The organism is Paenibacillus sp. NPDC058174, from assembly GCF_042883865.1.
GTDB lineage: Bacteria > Bacillota > Bacilli > Paenibacillales > Paenibacillaceae > Pristimantibacillus.
In genome coordinates this window covers 192,432-215,268 of sequence record NZ_JBHVUY010000004.1, presented here as the reverse complement: position 1 = coordinate 215,268, position 22,837 = coordinate 192,432, and the positions used below count along the sequence as shown (strand labels likewise).

General features: G+C 50.2%; 23 protein-coding genes. 9 read left to right on the top strand and 14 right to left on the bottom strand.

The features are described from left to right. Window positions 1-742 precede the first annotated feature (742 nt). From ACFVVF_RS20185 to ACFVVF_RS20170, 4 genes are all read right to left on the bottom strand, one after another. Window positions 743-865 carry a hypothetical protein gene (locus ACFVVF_RS20185; RefSeq protein WP_387813601.1) on the bottom strand — a complete coding sequence of 41 codons (123 nt, stop codon included), beginning with the start codon at window positions 863-865 and terminating at the stop codon, window positions 743-745. Between the two features lie 219 nt (window positions 866-1,084). Further along, on the bottom strand, window positions 1,085-1,915 hold the full coding sequence (locus tag ACFVVF_RS20180; protein WP_387813598.1) for a sugar phosphate isomerase/epimerase family protein: 831 nt from the start codon (window positions 1,913-1,915) through the stop codon (window positions 1,085-1,087). Between the two features lie 20 nt (window positions 1,916-1,935). Next, complete coding sequence (locus ACFVVF_RS20175; RefSeq protein ID WP_387813595.1) at window positions 1,936-2,820, bottom strand: sugar phosphate isomerase/epimerase family protein; 885 nt, start codon at window positions 2,818-2,820, stop codon at window positions 1,936-1,938. A 2-nt stretch (window positions 2,821-2,822) separates the two neighbouring features. After that, a complete protein-coding gene (locus ACFVVF_RS20170; RefSeq protein WP_387813592.1) occupies window positions 2,823-3,899 on the bottom strand; it encodes a Gfo/Idh/MocA family protein in 1,077 nt (358 codons plus the stop codon). Window positions 3,900-3,992: 93 nt separating this feature from the next. Here ACFVVF_RS20170 and ACFVVF_RS20165 point away from each other — a divergent pair, with 93 nt between their 5' ends. Then, on the top strand, window positions 3,993-4,859 hold the full coding sequence (locus ACFVVF_RS20165) for a helix-turn-helix domain-containing protein (RefSeq protein ID WP_387813589.1): 867 nt from the start codon (window positions 3,993-3,995) through the stop codon (window positions 4,857-4,859). Between the two features lie 100 nt (window positions 4,860-4,959). On the opposite strand, the gene ACFVVF_RS20160 is transcribed toward ACFVVF_RS20165, so the two are convergent. Continuing rightward, complete coding sequence (locus ACFVVF_RS20160; RefSeq protein WP_387813586.1) at window positions 4,960-5,121, bottom strand: hypothetical protein; 162 nt, start codon at window positions 5,119-5,121, stop codon at window positions 4,960-4,962. Between the two features lie 284 nt (window positions 5,122-5,405). Between ACFVVF_RS20160 and ACFVVF_RS20155 the strand changes: the two genes are divergently transcribed. Then, window positions 5,406-6,233, top strand: coding sequence for a hypothetical protein (locus ACFVVF_RS20155; RefSeq protein ID WP_387813585.1), 828 nt, complete (start codon window positions 5,406-5,408; stop codon window positions 6,231-6,233). A gap of 59 nt (window positions 6,234-6,292) precedes the next feature. Here ACFVVF_RS20155 and ACFVVF_RS20150 read toward each other — a convergent pair whose 3' ends face one another. After that, window positions 6,293-7,501: an RDD family protein gene (locus ACFVVF_RS20150; RefSeq protein WP_387813582.1), complete on the bottom strand. Its 1,209-nt coding sequence runs from the start codon at window positions 7,499-7,501 to the stop codon at window positions 6,293-6,295. A 220-nt stretch (window positions 7,502-7,721) separates the two neighbouring features. On the opposite strand from ACFVVF_RS20150, the gene ACFVVF_RS20145 reads away from it, so the two are divergent. Together ACFVVF_RS20145 and ACFVVF_RS20140 are read left to right on the top strand one after the other, a co-directional pair. Then, on the top strand, window positions 7,722-10,460 hold the full coding sequence (locus ACFVVF_RS20145) for a TPM domain-containing protein (RefSeq protein WP_387814284.1): 2,739 nt from the start codon (window positions 7,722-7,724) through the stop codon (window positions 10,458-10,460). A 236-nt stretch (window positions 10,461-10,696) separates the two neighbouring features. Further along, window positions 10,697-11,368 (top strand): DUF2306 domain-containing protein, encoded by a 672-nt coding sequence (locus tag ACFVVF_RS20140; protein ID WP_387813579.1) that lies wholly within the window; start codon window positions 10,697-10,699, stop codon window positions 11,366-11,368. A 499-nt stretch (window positions 11,369-11,867) separates the two neighbouring features. Here the strand turns inward: ACFVVF_RS20140 and ACFVVF_RS20135 are convergent, their stop codons facing one another. Then, the gene (locus tag ACFVVF_RS20135) at window positions 11,868-12,707 is read right to left on the bottom strand and encodes a protein-glutamine gamma-glutamyltransferase (RefSeq protein ID WP_387813576.1); all 840 of its coding nucleotides are present in this window, start codon (window positions 12,705-12,707) and stop codon (window positions 11,868-11,870) included. A gap of 245 nt (window positions 12,708-12,952) precedes the next feature. Here ACFVVF_RS20135 and ACFVVF_RS20130 point away from each other — a divergent pair, with 245 nt between their 5' ends. Then, window positions 12,953-13,522, top strand: coding sequence for a MerR family transcriptional regulator (locus ACFVVF_RS20130; protein ID WP_387813573.1), 570 nt, complete (start codon window positions 12,953-12,955; stop codon window positions 13,520-13,522). 30 nt (window positions 13,523-13,552) lie between these two features. On the opposite strand, the gene ACFVVF_RS20125 is transcribed toward ACFVVF_RS20130, so the two are convergent. Further along, window positions 13,553-16,699: a choice-of-anchor A family protein gene (locus ACFVVF_RS20125; protein WP_387813570.1), complete on the bottom strand. Its 3,147-nt coding sequence runs from the start codon at window positions 16,697-16,699 to the stop codon at window positions 13,553-13,555. A 230-nt stretch (window positions 16,700-16,929) separates the two neighbouring features. Here ACFVVF_RS20125 and ACFVVF_RS20120 point away from each other — a divergent pair, with 230 nt between their 5' ends. Then, window positions 16,930-17,661 carry an ankyrin repeat domain-containing protein gene (locus ACFVVF_RS20120; RefSeq protein WP_387813567.1) on the top strand — a complete coding sequence of 244 codons (732 nt, stop codon included), beginning with the start codon at window positions 16,930-16,932 and terminating at the stop codon, window positions 17,659-17,661. Window positions 17,662-17,704: 43 nt separating this feature from the next. Here the strand turns inward: ACFVVF_RS20120 and ACFVVF_RS20115 are convergent, their stop codons facing one another. From ACFVVF_RS20115 to ACFVVF_RS20095, 5 genes are all read right to left on the bottom strand, one after another. Then, complete coding sequence (locus tag ACFVVF_RS20115) at window positions 17,705-17,881, bottom strand: hypothetical protein (RefSeq protein ID WP_387813564.1); 177 nt, start codon at window positions 17,879-17,881, stop codon at window positions 17,705-17,707. After that, complete coding sequence (locus ACFVVF_RS20110) at window positions 17,871-18,365, bottom strand: hypothetical protein (protein WP_387813561.1); 495 nt, start codon at window positions 18,363-18,365, stop codon at window positions 17,871-17,873. The genes ACFVVF_RS20115 and ACFVVF_RS20110 overlap by 11 nt, the downstream gene beginning before the upstream one ends. A 138-nt stretch (window positions 18,366-18,503) precedes the next feature. Then, window positions 18,504-18,830 (bottom strand): DMT family transporter, encoded by a 327-nt coding sequence (locus ACFVVF_RS20105; protein ID WP_387813559.1) that lies wholly within the window; start codon window positions 18,828-18,830, stop codon window positions 18,504-18,506. Then, complete coding sequence (locus tag ACFVVF_RS20100; RefSeq protein ID WP_387813557.1) at window positions 18,827-19,384, bottom strand: TetR/AcrR family transcriptional regulator; 558 nt, start codon at window positions 19,382-19,384, stop codon at window positions 18,827-18,829. Before ACFVVF_RS20100 ends, ACFVVF_RS20105 begins: the two co-directional genes overlap by 4 nt. Before the next feature lie 163 nt (window positions 19,385-19,547). Further along, on the bottom strand, window positions 19,548-20,297 hold the full coding sequence (locus ACFVVF_RS20095) for an SDR family NAD(P)-dependent oxidoreductase (protein ID WP_387813555.1): 750 nt from the start codon (window positions 20,295-20,297) through the stop codon (window positions 19,548-19,550). Between the two features lie 121 nt (window positions 20,298-20,418). Between ACFVVF_RS20095 and ACFVVF_RS20090 the strand changes: the two genes are divergently transcribed. Continuing rightward, window positions 20,419-21,324: a LysR family transcriptional regulator gene (locus tag ACFVVF_RS20090; protein WP_387813552.1), complete on the top strand. Its 906-nt coding sequence runs from the start codon at window positions 20,419-20,421 to the stop codon at window positions 21,322-21,324. Between the two features lie 14 nt (window positions 21,325-21,338). Then, complete coding sequence (locus ACFVVF_RS20085) at window positions 21,339-21,956, top strand: cyclase family protein (RefSeq protein WP_387813549.1); 618 nt, start codon at window positions 21,339-21,341, stop codon at window positions 21,954-21,956. A 57-nt stretch (window positions 21,957-22,013) separates the two neighbouring features. Here the strand turns inward: ACFVVF_RS20085 and ACFVVF_RS20080 are convergent, their stop codons facing one another. Next, window positions 22,014-22,250, bottom strand: coding sequence for a DUF6953 family protein (locus tag ACFVVF_RS20080; RefSeq protein ID WP_387813546.1), 237 nt, complete (start codon window positions 22,248-22,250; stop codon window positions 22,014-22,016). A 126-nt stretch (window positions 22,251-22,376) separates the two neighbouring features. Here ACFVVF_RS20080 and ACFVVF_RS20075 point away from each other — a divergent pair, with 126 nt between their 5' ends. Continuing rightward, a complete protein-coding gene (locus tag ACFVVF_RS20075; protein ID WP_387814282.1) occupies window positions 22,377-22,724 on the top strand; it encodes a DUF1304 domain-containing protein in 348 nt (115 codons plus the stop codon). Window positions 22,725-22,837: the final 113 nt, after the last annotated feature.

The window sequence follows — 22,837 nt, the reverse complement described above, 5'->3', positions numbered from 1 at the left end:
TTCCTGCGATTAGAATCCAACTTTGCACTCATCACACTACTTGCAACGAACCAGCTTCGCTATTTAGCGAAGACAATTTCGCTGCGCTGCTTGCAGCATGCATGCCCTACAGCTCCAACGAAGGTAGCTTCGCTACTCGTGAACCTAGGTTCACGAACTGCGAAATTCAGTTCGCTGTTGCCCAACAACCACCGTTCTAGCAACACTTTAGCGAATTTAGCTTCGTTAATTAGCGAACCAGCTTCGCTGAACAACAATTTCACTTAACCCACTTAACCATCCCTGCCCCTTCCTGCGATTAGAGTCCAAATTTGCGCTCATCCCAAACTCAGAACGAACCAGCTTCGCTATTTAACGAAGACAAGTTCGCTGTGCTGCCTGCTGCAAGCATGCCCTGTAGCTACAGCGAAGCTAGCTTCGCTACTCGTGAACCTAGGTTCTCCAACTGCGAAATTCAGTTCGCTATTGCCCAACAACCGCCGTTCCAACCACCCATTAGCGAATTTAGCTTCGTTAATTAACGACTCTGCTTCGCTAAACTGCACCAATCGCAAAACCGACAACAGCAATGTTACTTAACTAACTTTACCACCTCGCCGATGCGCCTGAAGCCAGTCCTCCTTAAGCATCATCCGCAATCGCCCCGTCCCCAGATGAATGCAACTATGCGAAAAAGCCGCCATCCCGAATCAACGATTCGAGATGACGGCCCCCATCTATACATGAATGCTGTGGCTCCGGCTTATACGTCGGAGTCGTCCCATTTTTTCGAATAGGCCTTTTTCGTTACCCACAATGTCATCCAAGTGAGCACGGCCACAATAATAATAGCAAAAATCCATACACCAGCTGGTACGCCGCCCATGCATGACCCTCCTTTGCCTTTTTCATTATCATACCGGACATTGGAGGCGCATACTCGCCGTAAATATTAACATTTTGCAACTTTTTTGTCATTCAACGCTTACAGCTCACAGCATGTGGCATGGACAATGTACTCCCCGAACTTAGCTCATTCATCCGCTTAATTGTAGTATGCTTCATTATCTAACCCCGCATACAATCATTGCTCTCAAGCCGCAGTCTAAAGCAATTGCTCCAATGTCGCCAACGCGCGCTTTGAGGCAGATTGCTGCTCCTCATCGCCTTCGTACTCCACGGTGTACCAGCCATCATAACCGATTTCCTGCAGCTGCCCGATAATAAACGGCAAGTCGACTACGCCTTCGCCTGCAACGCGCCCGGCATAAGGCTTCCCGCTTAAGGAGCGGTAGAACGAGCCTTCATAATCTTGTTCCACCTGTACAAAATCCTTCACATGCACATGCCTAACCAGCGATTTCAACTCTTGAACCGCATTGCTGGGATCCTCATCAACAAGCAGAAAATTACCGGCATCAAACGTAGAGCGCAAGTTAGGCGAATTGACATCCTGTATAATTGCCGCAACCTGCTCCGCTTTGCCAGCGAGCAAGCCGTGATTTTCCAAGCACAACATGATACCCTGCTCTTCCGCGTACACTGAAGCTTCCTTCAAGCCTTCAATAATCCAGGAACGCACCTCGTCGAAAACAAGCCCGTCCCGCAAATCGCCTGCGAATACGCGCACGACACCCGCTCCCAGCAGGACGGCGTTATCAATACTTAACTTGATGTCCGCCAATTGAGCCTGCCGTTTCTCTGGGTCAGCGTCAGCAAAATTGTTAGAAGCGCCGAAGCAAGCCAGCTTAAGCCCAGTACGGGCCAAAGCCTCCTTCACTTCCTCCGGGTCCCGCTCCGGATTCCAATAGAAGCTAAGCAGCTCCACGCCCTGTGCATCCGTCGTTGCCGCAAATTCGATAAACTGCGCATTTGTCCATCCATCGTTATAGAAGGAATGACAGCTCCATGCGCTTAGCGCGATTTTTGCTCCCATGGTGAACCTCCCTGCCTGCCCTATTTAAAAGAATGAAGAAACTGTACCGCTTTGCGAATATCCGTCTCCGGCTGATCTCCCACTTCACGTTCGATCGTCAAGTAGCCTGTATAGCCGATCTCTTTCAGCGCCGTTAAATAAGCCGGAAAATCTACGCCGCCCTCGCCAAGCGGAACCTCGCGGAAAAACTCGCCCCGCGTCACCATTTCCGATATCGTGTCGTGATCCATCTCGCCATAACCTAAGTAACCGTAGACTGCTCGCGGATCAACATCGGCAAGCTTGATGCCATCCTTAGCATGCGTATGAACGATATAATCCTTCAGCAAGTAGACGCCCTGTACCGGATCATCGCCTGTAACCATGACCATATTCGCCGGATCGAAGTTAACGGACACTCCGTTTGTAGACAAGGAATCCAGGAATTGCTTCAATCTTGCAGCTGGCTCTGGTCCAGTCTCTATCGCAAAATAAGCGCCTTTTTCACTCGCATAATTGCTTAACTCCTCGCAAGCTTCCTGCATCGCCGCATAAATCTCGGAGCTGCTGTCCTCTGGAATGATGCCGATATGCGTCGTTACAATAGAAGTGCCAAGATCGAGCGCCAGATCGAGAATACGTTTGGACTTCTCAATCTTCTCCACATTAGCCTTCCGGTCTTGAAAGCCATGACCGCCAAGATCGCCGCAGAGGGCAGATACCGTTAATCCGAGTGAAGCAATGTAATCCTTCAATTCCTTGCGCGCTTCCGCCGTAAGATTGTCCGGGTCCATCTCGCCGCTCACAGCATAAATCTGAACGCCGTCTGCGCCAACCTCTTTCGCTTTCTGCAGACCGCCGCGCAGCCCTGCATTAAAGCTCTCGACGATTACGCCAACCGGATTGTTAATTTTCACCTCAGTCATCGTTATCCTTCCTCCCCATCGCTCAGTACGATCTCGCGTCCTTCTGCTGCCGATTGATAAACCGCATTCAAAATCCGCATCAGCTCCAGACCGTCTTCAACCGGACTGACTGGCACCGCTTCGCCCTTGCAGCAAGCGACAAAATGAGCAATCTCGTTATTGAACGCCGACTGGAATTGGAAGGTAAGATGATCGATTTGCGGCTCTATATTCACGATCGTATTGAACTGTTCGCTAACAATGACAAGCTCCGGCTCCAGCTCCGCGCCGCCTTTGGTGCCAAAAATTTTGGCCGAGGATTCATCCTTGGAAGCATGCAGCGTAAAGCTCACGTCGACATACAAGCTTGCCCCGTTCTCGAATCGAATAAGAGCATTAGCCAAATCTTCAACATCATTTTTATCCGCATCATAATCGGCTGCTTGGTAGAAGGAAAGACCCTCCACATGCGAACGGTTGCCGAGCTGCCGATACGTATTGCCGCTGACCGATTTCACCTTCGGTTTGCCCATCAAATACCAGCATACATCAATCATATGTACGCCAAGATCGATAAGCGGGCCGCCGCCAGAACGTTCCTTGTCGGAGAACCAGCCGCCTGGATTGCCGAGCCTGCGTATAATCGACGCCTTCGCATAATAAATATCGCCAAATGCGCCGGCTTCTCTATATTTATTCAATAGCTTCACCTGATCGCTGTAACGGCGGACAAAACCTACAAGCAGCAGCTTGCCCGTCCGTTTGACGGCAGCCTCTACCTGCTGAGCTTGTTCGACCGTCTGCGACAACGGCTTTTCACATAGTACATGCTTGCCTGCTTCCAGAGCTGCTACAGCAATTTCCGCATGCGTGTTATTCCATGTACAAATGCTGACCGCATCTATCGCCGGATCGGCAAGCAGCTGTCTGTAATCGGTATAAATGCGAGGAATGCCGAAGCGTTCCGCCTTCTCTTGCGCGCGCCCTTCGTTAAGATCGGCAATCGCTGCCAATTCTACTTCGGGATGGATAGAATATGCCTGTAAATGCGTGCTGGAAATGGAACCTGCGCCTATAACGCCAACCTTGAGTGTTGTCATCGTTTTCTTCGCCTCCATGCTTCATATAACTAATCCTTGCATCCTTAACCATTCAAACTTAACATGATTATATAAAGGAAAGGAATGAACAACATGGTTAAGTTCATGGATTATATGATCAGCACTGAACCGATACGGGTAATCGATCTGACCCTCGATCCGGCCAAGCTGTCTGTTCGTTCGCTCGTCATCCGCAATGTCGGCCATTTGCCGGGAAGAACCTTGTTTCGCCATGAAGCGGTATTCCATCACTGGGCCATTGTATATATAGCCGGAGGCTCTGGCAGCTTTCAAATGAGCGGAGGTTCTCCCCAGCGGGTTAAAGCCGGCAGTCTATTCTTCTTCCAGCCCGGTGTCGTCTATAACTATGGGCCTGACGAGGGCGGACACTGGGACGAGTATTATTTTACGGTCAAGGGGAGCCGCATTGAGGAATGGGTTCGGGATTGGGCTATTCCCGTTCGATCGGTTGTCTACCCGGGAATCGACGCATCCCAGCAAAATCGGATCGACCGGATTTTCGCTTTAATGGAGAGCGGACAGCCGGCTAATGCCGACCGGGCAGCGCTCCTGCTGGAGGCGACCGTCTTCGAATGGATACAGCGCCAATTGCCTTCACCTGCTATTGAAAAAAACGCACGTCTTGCCCAGCTTCTAGAGGACTTATCGCAGTCGTTGCATGAGCCCTTCGATGCCAAAGCATTCGCAGAGCGCCATCATTGGTCGCTCTCAACGCTTCGCCGCACGGTCAGCGAATATACCGGCTTTGCACTGCATGAGTATGTACACCGGCTCAAAATCGCGGAAGCCAAAAACCGGCTGCTCAACACCGATCAGCCCGTGAAGGAAATTGCCGCTTCACTCGGCTATAGCGATGTGTTCTATTTCTCGCGGCTGTTCAAGAAGCTGTCCGGCGAAGCGCCCAAGCTGTTCCGCGAGCAGCGGCAATCGCAGCGTTAACGAGAACGGGCTGTATCAGCAAAAAAAGCCCTTCAAGCCGCATCATCGGTCTCCCAAAGGATTACTCGATGCCGGTTTGAAGGGCTTTAGTTCAGATCGTTTAGGACTGGGACTGAGGAGCAGCATCCGTCTCGCATACCTCTTCGGCAGCCGACTGAAACTCCTCTTCATTTCTTTGTGCCAGCTTATCCCCGAATTGATCTAACCGGTCCGGGCTGCTTGCCGGTCCATCATTATCGGGCTTGTTGTTTCTGCCTGACATTGCAACACACCTCCTCCATGAAGAAATCAACTTCCTTGGCTATCATTGCACGCCGCTTCTTCCGTTATGCATCCGTTGTATGCCGCATCAAAGGACTAGCGATGCTTCCTTTTATTCCATTCAGAAAAAGCTTGACTATCATTTGGATATTCTTGTATATTGATAGCGATTCAACCAATTTAATCGGCTAACAATGGGAAGCACCCGTAAGAGAGAGGCGCATAGCGCCTTCCTTTTGCAGGTGCTTTTTTGCATGTTCAGCCGTAAACCAAGGAGGTAAGACCATGTTGTTGAGAAAATCGAAGCTTGTCGTCATCATGCTGGCGCTATCTTTAGCCGCCGCCGTCTCGCTGCCCGTGCCTGCCGCTAATGCCGCCCCGTTCGAGTTCACCGTTACCGCCAAAACCGCCTATGACAAAATGATTGCCGCTGCTCCTGCCGCGACAGCATCAAAGCTGGCCAAGCAGTACAGCGACTTGCAGACATCCCAAAAATCCGATATCGAATGGGACAAAAAAATTAACGATCTCCATTATCGTAATGAGGAAAACATGCTAGCGGCCCGCGCTAAAGTGAAAGAAATCGATGTCGCCAAACACGCCAAGCTTTCCGAAGCGATTGTGCAAGCCCGAAAAAAATACGAGCCGCTCTTTAATATGCATGAGACGTTGAAAAAGCAGCTCGCTATGGCGAAATCCGCTAAAAATAAGGCAATGGTAGCTATTCTGCAGCCTCAAGTGGACACGGCCAAAACCGCAGTCACGATAGCTAAGGAAGATATTAAACAAAAGGAGGCAGCGCTGAAAAAGGCCAAAGCGGAAACGATAGCAACCAAGAAGACGATTAATACCACCTTATCCAGCGCCGATACGCTGAAAGTCAAAATCAAGGCAGCAAAAGGGACAATCAGCAGCTTGAAAAAGTCATTTTCGACAGAGGGAACTTTGCTGAATCAAGCCGTTCGCAAAGGAGATGCAACAGCCTCCTCCACATCGTTCACGCGGATGCTGTCCTGGCAGCAGCAAATCATCGCGCAAAAGCAGAGCATCTACAGCTATGAGCAGCAGATTGAAACGGTAATCGCCAAAGCCAATGGACAAATCCCGAAATAACGCTGTAAAAAAACCAGGCGGCGGTTATTACACCGTCGCCTGGTTGAACATACGCCCCTCTACAGAGAGTAGGCCGTTTCTGTGAAGCTTTCTATTATGTTCTCCAGTTCAAACTGAACCGCCTCAAATTTATCAACATCGGATAATGCGATAAACTGATGGACAGCAGTTTCTGTCTGAATGACAACAACCAAATAAACATACTCGTAGCTCTCAATTTGTATCTGGATAATAAATTTCTGCGCGTCATATCCGTTAACAGTGAGCGCCACAGGCTCCTCAACGATCGTCGTATCATCGTAAATCACCAAGTTATCCATGAAGGCTTCCGCATAATCGCTTAGCAGATCAGAATCGATTTCGCCCGGCTCTATATTCTTGGAGACGACCATAAGCGAATTGTTCTCGAAGTCAACCAAGGATAGATTAACCCCATTACCCTCTTCAGACATCACACTTTCTTCCCAATAAGAAGGAGTCGTCACTTTAAATGCAGCGTCCCGGCTGGTCCACTCGATATCTCCTGTCGATTGCTCCTCAGATTCCATAGCGTCGCTGTACTCCGATTGAAAATCACTGATCAAGTTGCTGTCGCTTGCGTTGCTTGCCTTGACTAGACTTACAATACCTAACACCCCGCCAATAAGGCCAATCAGAGCGATGACTGTAAATACCGGCGCCAGCACCACGTTATTTCCTCGCTTGTCCGGTTCTAAATCCCGAACTTTAACGACAAAGGTTTTAGCCGCCATATCGCCAAGCCGCTGCTTGTTCCGTGTAGCAAGCACCGTAATACCTGCCGGCAAGCCTCCCGCCAGAAACGGATTGGTGTCAATGATTCGTACCGAAGATCGAATGAGACCTTTAACAAAGCCGGGTGTACCCCCTTCTCCATTCACAACCCGAATTCTAAGCAGCATTTTGCCAAGCGTATAACCGGTGAGTCCCTCTAGCAAAATATAATAGGCAAACACCAAGAGAGGGTACGCAACCACGATCAGCAAAATAGCGCCTAAATTATCACTTCTGATATAAGAGCCCAGCACTCCGTAGAATGAAAGCAAAATCAAGAGCAATAAAATAGAATCGATAACGGTAGCACCCCACCGGCGAAAAAAGATCGAGCTGGAATACGTGGCAGACAATGTCTGCATCGGAGGCTCCGGCGTCTGGTTAAAATAATAAGGCGGCGGGCTTAACGGCGTACCGCTTGTTGATTGCGCCCCGTTCCACTGCTGCCCTCCATTATTAGCATCATCATGACTCAAAAATCGCACCTTCTTTTTTACATATTATCTCAATATTAAAACACCCCTTCCTTAAAGCGTCAATTATCAGCTGCTCTCAGCGTACCCTTCGACAGCTGCTGTCGAAGCTTGTTTTTTGTGTATAGTGCTAACGTCACAATTCCGCTATACTAGAGAGACGAATAGAAAATGCTGGAATAGATTGATTTCCGTGCGTTAAGGAGGACTTTCATTGAGACTAATGCGAATTGCCGTGTTCCTCGTTCTTTGTATGCTGCTGGGGACAAGCACGATCTTTGCAGCGGAATATCCTAAAAACTTAGGCCATGTGCAGGACCGCGCCCAATATTTTCAGGAGAAGGATAAAAAAGCGCTGCGGGCCGAAGCCGTTAGCGGCAGCCTGCACTATTATATTCTTACGATCCCATCGCTAGGCGGCGAGGATTCCGCTAATTTTGCTACCGGAGTCTATAAAAAATGGGAATTGACTAAAAACGATATATTAATCGTAATCGCTGACCAAGAGCGGCGCGTAGAAGTTAACTTCAACAACAAGGAGCTTCAGAAAAAGCTCGATAAGCTGCCTGCCGATTATGACGGCGACGGAAACAAAAACGAAAAGAAGCTAGTCGAATTTGTCGATAAGCATTTCATTCCCTCCGCCAAGGAAGGCGACTTCACAGGTGCTGTACGGAGTTTAATGACTTCGATGAATAAGCTGATGCCCGCGGAGACAGCTAAACCTACTGAGAAACCAGCTGCAGCCGGAGCTCAAAGCCCGGTAAAGACTGAGGGTACAAAAAAACCGGAAAAGACTGAGAAAGCGGAGAAGCCAGAATCGTCTGGCGAGCCTATTAACGTAGCACCATTTTTCATAGGCGTATTGATATTCTTCCTTTTCATAGCTTTCATAATAGCAGCCATTATAATATTGAAGCGTTTGTTCGGCGGCTTGAAGCTGAAAAAGAAGCTTGCGGAAGTTCGTGAGCAGATAGCGATGCAGTCCGTTGAACTGGCTCAAGCGCTGGACTCGCTTACTCCACTCGCGGAGATGAGCCAGGGCCGGACAGGCGCTGTCGTCAAAGATCAAGAGAAGCAATTAACGACGCTTCTGCTAGATACGGAAAACATCGGTAAAGCAATGGATGCCGACTCTATTATGGTTTTGAATACAAAGATGCTCTATTACAATCTGCTCCTCTATACCGAGCATATGGTAGAAAACGAGAAGAAAATTGCCGTCGTTACACGCAAGGCCAATGAACTAGCGGACGCCGAGAAAAAGCTTGGGCCGTTCGCCAGCCGGATTGCCGGCAACTTGAACCGGATCGAAATCGGTATTAATGATATGGCCCAGAAGCTGGGCAGCCAATTGATGCCTCTCCGTCAATCGCTGGAGGAAGCCAAAAACGTACTTGCCAAAGCAACGGAGCAATCCGCTTTCGATGTGCTCTCAGGGACAGAATGGGCCTTAAAGGCGGAGCGTACCTGTAATGCCTTGCAATCGGAATACGATGAGCTGGTGGAGCTGCATGGCCTATTGCTCGGATTCCCCGAGCAGGAACGAAATTGCCGCGAAAGCGTCAAAGAAATCATTCACATTCATAATTTGCATGCATTTGAAGCCGACACTCTCTCTCTCGTTGACCGGAGTAAAACGCTGTCGGAGCAGATGCTGGATGAATTAAAGCAAGGTCAAGTCTCACTCGCACGCTCCTTGTGGGAGCAGTGCCTGAAGCTTCTGCGTGAAGCCGTGACCAGCATTACCAAGCTGGGTGAACTCAGACGGAGCAACATGGACAAGGCTGAAGCTTTGGACCATAAGCTTAAGCAGCTCATCGTCACACGTGATAGATTGAACGACGAATTGCTGCAATTATCTCACCGCTATGTAAAATCATTGTGGGCAGAGATGCAAGAAGAATATGACAACTGGCAGAGGGATCTAGCTGCGGCGAGCAAGGACCTGGATATTGCGAAAACCCAGACCGGGGACCGCGAGCAAAACTTTGAGTCCGCCAAAAACATTTTCGACGACTTAGCTGAAGATTTCGAGACATTTGAAGCTGCTGCAGCCTCCATGCTCGAGACGATCGGGCAATGGGATAAGGCCAATTATGATCTGCGCAACCAGTTCGATGCCGATCTTTCCCTTTACAACCAAGCCATTGAGCATTGTAAGACTAACCGTATTTTTCTGACGCCAGAGTTCATACATGACGCAGAAAGCGCCATTCGCACGCAATCAGAGACATTCCAGAATGCAGCAACCAGCAGTCCATGCAACTTGATGCTGCTTGAGCAGTACGGTAACAGCTTCCACGAAACGGTGGCTTCAATCTGTACGATGATTCAGCGGATCGAACAAAACAAATATACGGCTATTCAAAAGCTTACGATGCTGGACACCTCCTTTAAGCAGCAATTGGTATTGGCCAAAGGGATGCTGTACAAACGGAAGATCAAGCAATCCTATAATGAATTGAAAAATGCGGCAGAACGCTGCATTCAGACCGGCATGTACGAGGAAGCGCTAGGATGGCTCAAACAATTGGAAGAGTTCGTTCTCTCCCTCAGCAGCGCCAATCGTATCCAAAGCCAGCTGCACGCAAATGCGCAAATACAGCAGCAACAGCGGGTCCAAGCGACCCGAGCCGCTGTATATTATCAAACAACCAATGAAGATCGTGAAGAGTATGAAGAGCGGCCTCGCCCTAAACCTCCTAAACCAAAATCCAGCTCTTCCTGGTTTAGCAGCAGTAGCAGCAGCAATAGCAGCTCACGGCAACCCGACAAAAAGCCGGAAACTAAAAATAGCAGCGGCGGCTCTAGCTGGGGCAGCAGCAGTAATAGTAACTCCTCTGGCGGATCTTCATTCGGCGGCGGCAGCAGTAAAAGCTCCTCTGGCGGATCTTCATTCAGCGGAGGAAGCAATAAGAATAGTGGCGGCGGGAATTCCTCCGGCGGCTCCAACTGGTAATCAGATATTGTAATGGCGGTGCTGGGGATTTGATCCCCGGTACCGCCATTTTTAGCTTTCTAGCAAGTTGTTGTGCGACCACCCCTCTGCCGGGTTTGGTACTGACCAATTACCCCCAACTTGAGACGGGTATTTCCATCCGCCGCAGGTCTATTCAAGTGCTGCTGCTCCAATGTTACAATGGAAACAATAAAGTAAACTTATTCCAAATATTCAAAGGAGATGCCTCCATGAAGATGAGCGGCAAAGTTTTTCGATTATGGGCGTTTGGGGCACTCGCTTTTTTCTCCCTGGCAATTGGGGCTTACGCACTTATGTTTTATGGTTCGCCGGAAGGTCTGCGAGAGCAGCTATTTGTTACGGAAAAAGGAGCAATGCCCGCCATTTGGTACGGAATCCTCTGGGCGCATGCCGTGTCCGCCGGAATCGCCTTGGCGATAGGCTGGCTTCAATTCGTGAAGCGGCTTCGACATAGGGTGCCTTGGCTTCATCGGGCCATTGGCTATCTGTACTCGGCCGCGATAGCAATCGGCGGTCTAACGGGCCTTTATCTCGCCTTTTATTCCAATGGAGGCTGGAGCGCCCGCATCGGCTTCAGCGTACTGTCCCTCCTCTGGCTCTACACGCTGTACCGGAGCCTGGAGAGTATCATCGTCCATCGCGATGCCGCCAAGCATGGCCGCTGGATGACTTATAACTATGCGCTTTCCTGCGCAGCCATCTCCCTTCGCCTCTATACAACGTTGGCAGCAATCATCTTGGGAATTAGCGACACCAACGAAACCTTTATTGTTATCGCTTGGCTGGCGTGGGTACCCAACCTGCTGATCGCCCGGTACATTTTGGGCAAAGGCGGGAGAACGAATAAGCGGCCGTTCAATAATCAAACAAAGGGCGTTATTTCCTAACCAAAAAATCGGCGATCACCCAGCTCGCCGATTTTTATTTTCTTTTGCAAAGTTTTGCGCACCGGCGTGTGACCGAGTACCATACGTACCGCGACGGCACCGCGCGCTGGGAGGCGCGCACCGTGTTAACACGCATACATTGCTTAGCGAAGCTGGTTCGCTGTTTTGCGAAGCAGATTTCGCTATACAGGCGCTCCAATCCGGCTCAAATACAAATAGCGAAGCAAGTTTCGCTTTCCGTGAACCTTGGTTCACGAGTTGCGAAATTCACTTCGCTATTACAAGCTGCCTCTCGCGCAGCAGTCTGTCCAGCGAAGCTGCCTGCTCTATTTAGCGAAACCGCTTCGTTCTGACGCATACTTTTTAATTTCAGCCTGAGTACTAGCTTTACCCCTATGCCCGCTTCAAAAAGCGTTAGCGAAATCGGGCTCCGCATACCCTCCCACTGCTCCCTATTCAATCCTGCAGAGCTAGTAGCTAGCTCTTACACCCATTGCAGCTACCGCGCAACTTTCTGCGAGCCGATCACTGCAATGATCGGCACCTCTTGCCGGGATGCTTTCTTCTCTCTTGCTCTCCTGTTCAGCTCTGCATGCAAACGTACGGAAAGCCTGCGCAAATATTCAAAGTTCGGAAACACGACGAGATCCGACAAATACGCCGGTGTATTGCTTCCTGGTTCCCGGGCCTTGTTCAGCGCTGCGATCATATCATCATCTGTCTCGATGCCAACGCCATGTCCGAAGAAAAGATTGCCGTTCAGCTTCACGACGTTCTCCCCTTGCCATTCCGGCGTATTCACATTATGATCCGGATTTTTGAAATAAAGAACATCGCCGGGAAAAGATTCTTTGCTGTCATGTGTCGAAATGAGCCAGAGATCGCTATCATGATTCCAATCACGCAGGTAAAGGTTGGTGAAATACAGGTTGAACGCGTCATCGCCAATAACGTCAAGAATGGCTTTATACCAGGTAATCACGATGGCAGTCGCGCATTCAAAAGCGTATTGCTTGCCATTGGTGAAAATGTCGCGAATGGCATCCGACGGCCGGACTCCATTTTTCAATTGGAAGCCGCCGCTGTCCGTCCGCGTCCAATATTGGCTGTTGCAGCGTGACTTCTCAAAAATCGCAAACGACGCATCGCTGTCGTGCAGCGCCTTGGCCGCATTAACGATGCTTTGGCGCATCGCCAGCTCGAATCGCAGCGCCTCCGGCGAATCAAACCGATAGACGACCGGGCTCATCTGCTTGTCGCGAACAATCTCCTTCTCCAGCTCCGATAAAGGCATTTGTTGAATCGCCTGCTCCGTGTTCACGCCTGAAATGACAATCAAAGCTTCCCCTCCTCCTGCTCTAAGTAAGGTTCATTAGGTTATTGTACGTACGCAACCGCCTATCGGTGTGGGCGGACTGCCGAGTTTCTCCTATGAATCCCTGCCCCTTCTTGCGATCATCTGTCCGCCGCTAATAGCAAATAATCACTTCTTTTAGCGATTGAACACTACCTTTGTCAGACCGGAAGGGACTTCCGCATTCAGAGCGAATACCTGATATATTCCGAACCGTGAGGTGATCATTCATGACGTTGCTGAAAACGAAAGAAGCTGCTCAGCAGCTTGCTGTCAGCGAAACGACCGTCAGACGTTGGGTCTCCCTGTTCCCGTCCGCTTTTCCGAAAGACATGTTTGGCCATTATATTTTTGACGATGAAGCGCTGGATAAACTGAAACGGATAAAATCCGAACTGGAAGAAGGCACTGGACTGCCCGATATCAAGCTCCCGGCTAGCGAAGAGCCTCTTCTGCTGTCACCCCAACTGCAGTCAGCCAAACTCTCGGCTGCTTCGGCTGCACCGCCTGTTACGGAAGAGCCCGAACCGCTGCTTATCCGGCTCAGTCAGCTGGAAGCATCCCTCTCTCATAAAGCAGATGAGGTCGTAACCTTCCAGCTGCTGCATCATCGGCAAGAGATGGAGGAAATACGCCAGACCCTCGCCCAGCTTTCGGCAAGCGTCGAGACCCTGTATGCGGCACTTCAAAATGCAGCTGTCTCCAGACCTCCTTCCAAGTATCTTCCCGATCTTCCCGTTGCAGCAACTGGCAGCCGCAAGAAAAAACGCATGCTTCGGACGATTTTCCCCTTCCTATAATTTGTGACGGGAAGATGCGGGTCCGGTCATCTACTCCTCCTCTTCTTCAATCGTTAGAACCAGCTGGTTCGAATCGGAAACACCCCGCAATTGTCTGGAGGTCGACGGGAAGAAAAATGTCGCAGACACTTGAGCTGGCAGCAGACCATTGCTTGTTTCGGCCTTCAATATGACGCCGTACGTAAGTACGATTGAGTTTCCTGGAGCCAGCTCTCCGAGGGGCACGCCTGCCGAAAAATTATTAGCGGGAAGCGGCACGCCGTTCCTTGTCAAGCTTCCCGGCAATGCGGAGGTCAACGGAGGCAGCAGCTCAAGTAAAGTTATGCCTGTCGCTTCCGTCAAGGAAGGATTCGTGACCGTCACGGAAAACACGATTGTATCTCCTGCCATCGCCGCCGAACGATTAGCGCTTAATTGCACGGCCAGACCAAATACCGTATAAGCTGCAACACTGCTGTCCAGATTGAGCTGATCCGAGGTCAGCTTCACACGGTCGGTCACAACGCTGCCCGGCGCTGCCCGCACAACAACCCGTACATTTCCTCGCAGATCAGATCCCTCTACAAAACGATTCAGCCGAACTGAGCGAAGCAGCAGCGAGTCCCGGATGAAGACGTTGGTCAAATCAACATTCCCCGTATTGCGTATTCTGACAACATAATTTACAGCTTCTCCTTGAATAACTTCGGTTGGTGCCACAAATAACTCCAAGCTCACATTTGGCGATGCCAGTACCACCACATTGGCGGATACAGTCATCTCTTCTGTTTGTGTGCTATTTACTGTTAGCGATCCTTTAATGACCGTACCCGGCGGTGTATCCGGCAGTACGGCAAACACACCCTCCAAGCGATAGCTCTGACCGGGAGGCAGCTGCTGCAGCAGTCCATTGTATTGAAAAAGAGGAGATTTCAATTGAATATTCCTTATGGTGACGCCGGATATATTGGTTAAGATAGCGGTGAAAACAATCGATTCGTTAGGAGCTGCCAGTGAACGATTCGCAAATCCGGTTACACTTAGCATAGCTTCCGCTGGAACCCGTCCGGGCTCTAATCCTGGCTGTGGTTCTGGCTCCAGTTCTGATCCTGGCTGTGGCTGTGGTAATGATACGGTCGTAACGATAACTGATGCATCATCCGTTATCGTACCGAGAGTCGGACTCTGCGCAACGACGGTATTGCTGATAATCGTGTCCGTCGGCGTATCCCTCGGAATGAAATAGATTGCTGTGACAACAGCTTTTTCACCAATTTGTATTGGCGGAACGGTCTGACTGAGTCCAACGAGCGAGTCCGTCAACGTAATATCCGTCAGAACCGTATTGCCGGTATTAATCAATGTTATCGTGTATTTGATGAGATCGCCGGGGCTCGCAAACTCCTTATCAACATCTTTGGCAATAAGCAGTCCTGGACTGCTGCCTATTCTAACCGTATTAGATGCCTGTTCGACGCCATATGCCGATCGCAACGTTGCCGTATTGTCGATCGTATTCCCTGCCGGGGCTTCAGCGGGAACTTTATACAATTGAGTGTAAGTGACGGCAGAGTCTGGCGGCAGCGTATCGATCGATTTATTTAAGCCCAGCAGTCCATCAATAATTTGCAGATTGTTAGCTGCTGTAATAATCGAGTCATTGGAAATCCGAATCGCATACGTAATGACGTCTCCCGGCAACGCTTCCTCCATGCTGCTCCGTTTACTCAAGCTGACCGCAGGATTTTCAGTAATAAGTACGGCAGCAGAAGCTTGGAGATAGCCCGGAAAAAGTAGGTTGGCAGCCATCAGCCTTCCCGTGCTCGTAATAACAGACCCCGGCTTTGCATTCTGCGGGATCCTGTACGTCTGTGACAACAGTTCTCCTGAGAAAACTGTGCCTAACGTTTTGGATACGCGCAGCGAATTGTCGGTGACCGTCGCATCGGTTAACGGCGCATTTCCGTTATTGACTAAAAAATAACTAAAAACAACTTCCTCCCCGGGAAGCGCAGTCTTCTTATTTACCGTCTCAACGAAAGATACATCGATAGGCAGCGACTCAATAACGATACGTGAAGAAGCCGATTGCTCCGCTGTTTGATCGCTTTTGACAGTGACGACGTTGTCGTATTGCTCCCCGGCCCTTCCCTCCCTTATAACCGCATTGAATTTACAGACATACATTTCTGCCGGTGCTAATGTCGCCACAATCTGCTGAACATCAAGCAGACTATCATTGATCGAAATATTAGTTAACGGAACAACACCGGTATTCCGCAGAACGACCTGATAAACGAAAGGAGTACCTGGTACCCCTGCGAATTGAGCAGCGCCTTGCGCGGTTTTTATCACCGACAGGGAGGGCAGGCCGCAAAGATTGGGCAAGCAGCCCATAAACGGATACGAGGCTTCCATCAGACTGTTCGTATTGCCGTCATAAGACAAGGCAATCAGCTGGCCGTTCAATTGGCCCGAGCCCATCGCTGTTACAACGGCTAATGGCGCCAGCACCGACCCCGTAATAATTAAGCTGTGGTGAAAAAAAGCGGCAGCCTCCGGGACATTCCACAGTATACGGCTGCCCGGCGCAACAGAATCGCTCCCGTTCGGCAGCGTAATGCTGTAGCTGCCAAAACCGATATTATTGCCAAGCAAGTTGATCAATGCAAAAGAACCATTTGGAATATGAATCGTGACATTGTTCGCACCGGCAAGCGATACACCGCTTCCATCGATATTGCCGGCATCGAACGTAAATACGTTCAGCACCGGATCCTGTCCTGTAAGAACCAGGCCGCCGAATTGACTAACTGCTGTGCCATTGACCGGCAGTGCCGCCCATGCGGCAGAAGAGCATTCCAGAAAAGACTGCACTTCCTCAAAATCAATTCTTTCGTCGATAAGAGGCTGGGCAGGCACTCCATTCCGGTTGCTCATCGTATATTGCGTCACTATCGAGGCCGGAGCGGCAATTGTATTGCCGTTATTTGTCCCCCGAATGATGTTGATATCGCCGTCTATTATTAATTGTGCGTCCGTCGTGGAGACAGGCAAGGCGGTTCCAACAGAATAGTCCCGATAGCTGGCCTTCCCTCCCACCGCTACCCTCCCTTGGGCAGCGGCATTCACCTGCGTATGATCCCCGAACAAAAAAACATTAAATGCATTGGCTGCGCCAAAATTGATACATGCCACCTGCCTCAGCCTCCCGCTCCGATGATTCTCTTCACTCATATATAGTGGCGAGAACGGTCAAATATCCCCGAAAACAGCCATTTCTGGTAAAATGGACAGCCTAGCAGGCCTGCACTAGCGGACAAGCTATATGCGCAGCATATGGATAAGCGATGAAATCCGTATTTTTGCCTATGAGCACTTCATGCTATTATGGCGGTAGCACAGGCACGAATAAGGAGAACACGCAGATGCATAGACGAATGCGCAGTGGAATAGGGCTGCTTTTGTTAAGCATGATACTGCTGAATGGCTGTCAAAGCGGGCATTCGCCAATAAAACCGAATGATGGAGCCAGCAATATGGTAACAGAAGAAACGGAGGATGTTCAGATGAAAAATCTGTTTAGAGCGGCCGAAGCAGGCCGGACTGACGAGGTGCTTCGTGAATTGGAACGCGGCGCCGATATTAACGGACGGGATTCCAGAGGGCGTACGCCGATTATGGCGGCTGTACACGGCAACAAACCGGAGACCGTCCAGGCACTAATTGAAGCCGGAGCGGATATTAATATACAGGATAATCGGCTGGACAACCCTTTCCTGTATGCAGGCGCTGAAGGCCTACCTGAAATATTGAAGCTTCTGATTGAAGCCGGGGCCGATCCTGCGATGACGAACCGGTTTGGCGGTACAGCGCTCATTCCGGCAGCGGACCGCGGGCATGTCGAAATCGTCCGGATGCTGCTGGCAGAATCCGAGGTTGCGATTAATCATGTCAACAATTTAGGCTGGACGGCGCTGCTGGAGGCGGTCATTCTCGGTGACGGAGGCCAGCGGCACAGCGAAATTGTACAGCTGCTTATCGACAATGGCGCAGACGTAAATCTCGCTGACCGCGACGGTACAACGCCGCTTCAGCACGCGAAGAAGCGCGGCTATAAAGCGATGATTGCCGCGCTGGAAGCAGCCGGGGGCAATTAAGAATCTGGACTATGAGCATGTGCCCCCCGCCTTATTACAAGCTCTATTCACGATCGCTTTGCCGTTCTTCCGATTCCTGCGGCAGCCGAATGCTGCCGTTAATGGAATCGGAAGTATTGCTCTCATCAAGCAGAGCTTTCGGATCAGCCGGCCGTTTCCGCCTAGGACGGCAGCGTCTCGTATGACGGCTGCTCACGAACAAGCGCAGGTTACGTTCCATAGAAAAAGACTCTCGCCGTGGAGCCTACCGGCATCAATTCATTTACATACGACTGAATGACGCTTCTGGCCTGCTCCTCAATGGAAGCGCAGCTGTATGCGTCCAGATGAACAGTTCCCGTGCGAAGATCGTAGCGTCTATAGGCCACAACCACGCCCGTAAACAAACCGTTCAGTTCGGCAAACACACCAGCCTGATCCAGACTGCCGTTCATCGCTGCTTTCCTGAGCCGCTCCGGCACTTCAATTGGAGCGATACCGTCCTCTACTGCATAGGAATATGGTTTTACCGTAAAACAGACGTCCTGCGGCAAATGATCCGAAGCGAACCGAAGCAGGTCGGACGTATCCTTTTCCGATAAGCTTAAATGCTCATCCCACGCGTAAATAACGGCTTTGTGGCTGCCCGTGCTATGAATGCGTATATACCGAACATGCGGAAAACGCTGCTTGATGACATGCTCCATCCACAAACGAGTCCCCATGATAACACCTCCAATTGATAGCGCTTACAAATATCTTATGGTTCCCCCTCCAAACTATTCCGGCTGTACAAAAATCGTGCGGGCGGCATAAAAAAGAGCAGGCTCAGCCGCTCTGGCTTCACTTGCTCCTTCATCTCATTAATGGGCAGCGCCCTTCATATTCAACACAACGACGCCTGCAATAATCAATACAATGCCGACCGCCGTCGACAAGCTCGCTGTCTCTTTCCAGATCACAATGCCGATTACCGCCGTAACTGCAGTACCCACGCCAGACCAGATCGCATAGGCCACGCCAAGCGGAATTTGCTGAAGCGACAGCGATAATGAGTAAAAGGCTATAGCAAATCCGATTGCCGTCCCAATACTCGGATAAAGCTTCGTAAAGCCGTTTGACGCCTTCAGCATCGACGTTGCCGCAATTTCACTGGCGATCGCGAGCGCCAGAAATAAGTATGCCTTCATGCGCCTTCTCCTTCTTTCATCCCAATCCCATGCATTAAAATATCGACGGTCTGTTTCACTGCAAGATCCAGCGTCAGGCCGCCTTTCGTTTCCATAAAGTAATAAAAAGTGCCGACGTACATATCGATAAACAAGTCGATATCGAATTTTCGCAATAGGCCTTCCTCACGGCCCTGTGCAATAAGCAGCCGGATTTGATCCCAGCCTTCCTTCAGAAAACGATCCATCACCGTCCATTGTTCCGGGTACAGATTCCGCAAATCCTGCATCGAGCGCATGTCGTAGAACGCATAGCCGGTCGGCAAATTAACGAGCGTATGGTGCAGCTTTTCCCATGTCGTCAGCGATTGATCCTGCATTAACGAAGCCTCTTGCGCTCTCATATCCTCTATCGATGCCTCAACGAGGCGGGCGACAATTTGCTCTTTGGAGGAAAAGTTCTGATACAGCGTCTTTGTGCTGATGCCGGCTCTGGCTGCGACTTCGCGGATTGAAAACTTCAAACCGCGCTGCGACACCTCATGCTGAACGGCCTCCATAATTCTCTCTTTCATCACTATGCACTCCTCAGACACAATAAAACCGCGGAAAACATTTTGTTTTAATTGTTTTCCACTCCTTGAGTTTACCATAAGAATAAATCAGCGGTCAAAAGTAAAAGGACATCCCGGGAGGAAAATATCCTCGCCCGAAATGTCCTTGTATATCAGCTGTCAATTATTTGAAAGAAGCGTAGCCCTGATCGACCATTACGACACTGCCTGTAATCGCTTCAGCTTCCGGAAGAGATACGAGATAGACCGATTTGGCCACAGCTTCCGGCTTCGTCAATTCTCCGCCCATTACTTTCGCCCGCATGCTGTCCAGCATTCCGCTATCCTTATAGCCTTGAATAATTGGCGTATCGACTGCGCCTGGCGCAACCGCTACGACACGAATGCCATGCGGCGCAAGCTCCAAAGCGGCCGATTTGCTCATCATAATGACAGCGCCTTTCGTAGCGTGATAAGCAAACGTACCCGGCGATGCCAGGAAACCGAAGACAGAGGCCGTATTAATAATAACGCCGTTAATGCCAAGCTCCTTCATTTTGCGTCCTGCTGCGATGATGCCGTAGGCAACGCCATGCTGGTTGATAGCAATCGTTTTATGATACAAATCCATGTTCTGACTCAGTACAGGCCCCGCTCCGCCAATGCCTGCATTGTTGAACATGACATCGATACGCCCGTACACCTCAACTGTACGCTCTACCAGCGCCTCAACTGCCGCCTGATCCGAGACGTCGACCTGGATAAACGTCGCTTCGCCGCCAGCCTCGGTAATCCGGTCAACTGTTTCTTGTCCGCCCGCTTCGTTGAAATCTGCAACAACGACACGGTCGCCTTTGCTTGCGAACAGCAGGCTTGCCTCTCTGCCGATACCGCTTGCTCCGCCTGTAATGACTGCAACCCGTTTTGTATCCATCTATAAGAACCTCCTCTGTTATGAAGAAAAAAATATTTACAACCCTATTGTAATCCCGTCTAATTATTAAGTATATTTATACTTAATTAGGTGTAACTTAAGCAGAACTGAATTAAGGGACGTGAATATTATTCATTTGGAGCAGCTGGAGTTCATCGTCGAAGTGGCGAAGACGGGCTCGCTTACTCAAGCCGCGAAGAACTGTCATGTCACGCTGTCCGCTGTCAGCCAGTCACTTTCCAATCTGGAAGCGGAGCTTGGCGTTACCTTGTTTGCCCGATCCCGCAATGGAGCGGCAGCTACGGTGGAAGGGCAAGCCATTGTAGACAAAGCAGTCGAGGTGCTGCAAAAGCTGCAGGAGTTGAAGCAGGAGGCTCAGCTGTTCACCGGTATTCAACGAGGCGAGCTGCGCATGGCCGCTATTCCGGGTCCATTGTCTTTGCTTATTCGTACGATCATCAGCTTCAAGCGGGATTATCCGCATATCGAAATGGAAATGACGGAGAAGAGCACGGGAGAGATTATGGACGATGTACTGCAGCATCGGGCGGATATCGGCCTCATTATTTTGTACGAGGACATGCTCAGCAAACATGGCAATCTATCCTTCGGCAAGCTGCTGGAAGGGCGGATGGTCGTTGGTGTAAGCAAACAATCGCCGCTTGCGCTGCGCAAGTCGATTACGCCTCACGAATTAATGCAGCTTCCAATCGTATTGTACAAGGACGATTATTTGAAGTTTTTCATTGAGCAGCTGGAACAGGATTACGGGCCGTTTCAAGTCGTGTTCCATACGAACAACCTTGTCGCTATTCAAAAATCGGTCGTCGATAACCTAGCGGTCACGGTAGGCTTAGACTTCTCCTTTAATACGCAGTCGATAGGGTCCGATCTCGTCCTGCTGCAGCTCGACATGCCTGGCAATCGGCCCTTTCAGCTAGGCTGGATCAGCTCAGCTGAAGCGACGCTGTCAGCAGCGTCACAGTTGTTTATTAAGCGGCTTAATCATGAGCTGAAGGAAGGTTAGGTGAAAATGGATACATGCTGATTGATCTGTCTCATCCTATTCGTACTGGTATGCCCGTATATCCCGGCGATACGGCAACGGAACTGGAGCATGCCAAGCAATTCGCGAAAGACGGCTACAACAACCATCTGCTGACGATCAACATGCATGCTGGCACTCACGTCGACGGCCCGATGCATTTGCTCGACATCGATAATCGAATTAACGAGTTTCAGGTCGACAGATTTATCGGCCGGGGTTGTCTGCTGGATGTAAGAGGCCAGAGCGTCATTGATGCGAGGCCGGAATACGAGGCACTCATTCAGCCGAATGATATCGTTATTGTGCTCACCGGACATGGCAAGCAATACGGGAGCCCGGGTTATTTTGACCAATATCCGGTTCTGACAGAGGGCTTCGCCAAGCTTATGGTACGCAAGCAAGCAAAGATGGTCGGCTTGGACACGCCTTCTCCGGATCAGTATCCGTTTGAGGTGCATCGGATTTTGTTCCGGGAACAAATTTTCCTGATCGAGAATTTAGCCAATGCGGAACAGCTGCTGGATGCCGGTCCGTTTGAGGTTATTGCGCTTCCTCTGCATATCGATGCGGATTCTTCGGTTGCCCGGGTGGTCGCTCGTTCGCTAACTTGATGAAAAAAGGACCGGTCCCCAGGCTTCAAGCAAGCCTCTGTACCGATCCTTTCATCCTTACGTCCATGCCCAGAAAAAGCCGTCCCGGTCCCAGGCTATTCTTCCTTTATGCAGCTTGCGGAACGCCTTCTTCACTTCCTTCGACAGAGAGGGATTGCCCTTCTCGTTGACGAAGACGAAGGCTTCTCCGAAATGGGCTTTGACGTAGTCGATGGCGTCGCTCTGATGGAGATTCCCCTTCGATCTGATTTCTTCCACCATCCATTCGGCAATCTGCTGTTCCGTTATTTCCATGGCTGATTCGCCTCCTTCTTCACCTTTAAGGAAGCTTAAGCATAATGCAAGACCTATTAAATAGCAACGAAGTGAATTGCTCGATCTACTACCATTCGTTCGAAAAGAGGGATTTTATTGCTGCCGATGATTTTAGTCGCTATTGTCGCTATTGAGCATCTTTACATTTTGTATCTCGAAATGTTCCGCTGGACGGCTCCGCGCACGCTCCGCACCTTTGGACTGACCGCCGAACAAGCGGAAATGTCCAAATCACTCGCTGCCAATCAAGGGCTGTACAACGGCTTTCTTGCCGCTGGCCTTATCTGGGGCTTGCTGTATCCGAATGCGGATATCGGCCAGCATATCGAGATTTTTTTCCTGGGCTGCGTGCTGGTTGCCGCTCTGTTCGGCGGATTGACTGCCAAAAAATCGATTTTGCTCGTCCAAGGACTGCCTGCATTAATCGCCCTAGTTTGTGTATTGTGGCTGTGAGCTAGCCATAGTGAGGGAGCCTTCTGGCTCCCTATAGATCAGCACTCTGCCGGTTGGACACAACTAACAAGCGGGGTGCTTTTTTTCTTTTGTAACCCTTCAGTTTTATATTT

Coding starts and splice junctions, on each gene's coding strand:
- ACFVVF_RS20170 (WP_387813592.1), bottom strand. CDS start 3,899: ATGACAACACTCAAGGTTGGCGTTATAGGCGCAGGTTCCATTTCCAGC.
- ACFVVF_RS20160 (WP_387813586.1), bottom strand. CDS start 5,121: ATGTCAGGCAGAAACAACAAGCCCGATAATGATGGACCGGCAAGCAGC.
- ACFVVF_RS20115 (WP_387813564.1), bottom strand. CDS start 17,881: ATGGAACGTAACCTGCGCTTGTTCGTGAGCAGCCGTCATACGAGACGC.
- ACFVVF_RS20165 (WP_387813589.1), top strand. CDS start 3,993: ATGGTTAAGTTCATGGATTATATGATCAGCACTGAACCGATACGGGTA.
- ACFVVF_RS20110 (WP_387813561.1), bottom strand. CDS start 18,365: ATGGGGACTCGTTTGTGGATGGAGCATGTCATCAAGCAGCGTTTTCCG.
- ACFVVF_RS20185 (WP_387813601.1), bottom strand. CDS start 865: ATGGGCGGCGTACCAGCTGGTGTATGGATTTTTGCTATTATTATTGTG.
- ACFVVF_RS20085 (WP_387813549.1), top strand. CDS start 21,339: ATGCTGATTGATCTGTCTCATCCTATTCGTACTGGTATGCCCGTATAT.
- ACFVVF_RS20180 (WP_387813598.1), bottom strand. CDS start 1,915: ATGGGAGCAAAAATCGCGCTAAGCGCATGGAGCTGTCATTCCTTCTAT.
- ACFVVF_RS20075 (WP_387814282.1), top strand. CDS start 22,377: ATGATTTTAGTCGCTATTGTCGCTATTGAGCATCTTTACATTTTGTAT.
- ACFVVF_RS20155 (WP_387813585.1), top strand. CDS start 5,406: ATGTTGTTGAGAAAATCGAAGCTTGTCGTCATCATGCTGGCGCTATCT.
- ACFVVF_RS20175 (WP_387813595.1), bottom strand. CDS start 2,820: ATGACTGAGGTGAAAATTAACAATCCGGTTGGCGTAATCGTCGAGAGC.
- ACFVVF_RS20130 (WP_387813573.1), top strand. CDS start 12,953: ATGACGTTGCTGAAAACGAAAGAAGCTGCTCAGCAGCTTGCTGTCAGC.
- ACFVVF_RS20140 (WP_387813579.1), top strand. CDS start 10,697: ATGAGCGGCAAAGTTTTTCGATTATGGGCGTTTGGGGCACTCGCTTTT.
- ACFVVF_RS20095 (WP_387813555.1), bottom strand. CDS start 20,297: ATGGATACAAAACGGGTTGCAGTCATTACAGGCGGAGCAAGCGGTATC.
- ACFVVF_RS20120 (WP_387813567.1), top strand. CDS start 16,930: ATGCATAGACGAATGCGCAGTGGAATAGGGCTGCTTTTGTTAAGCATG.
- ACFVVF_RS20105 (WP_387813559.1), bottom strand. CDS start 18,830: ATGAAGGCATACTTATTTCTGGCGCTCGCGATCGCCAGTGAAATTGCG.
- ACFVVF_RS20100 (WP_387813557.1), bottom strand. CDS start 19,384: ATGAAAGAGAGAATTATGGAGGCCGTTCAGCATGAGGTGTCGCAGCGC.
- ACFVVF_RS20080 (WP_387813546.1), bottom strand. CDS start 22,250: ATGGAAATAACGGAACAGCAGATTGCCGAATGGATGGTGGAAGAAATC.
- ACFVVF_RS20145 (WP_387814284.1), top strand. CDS start 7,722: ATGCGAATTGCCGTGTTCCTCGTTCTTTGTATGCTGCTGGGGACAAGC.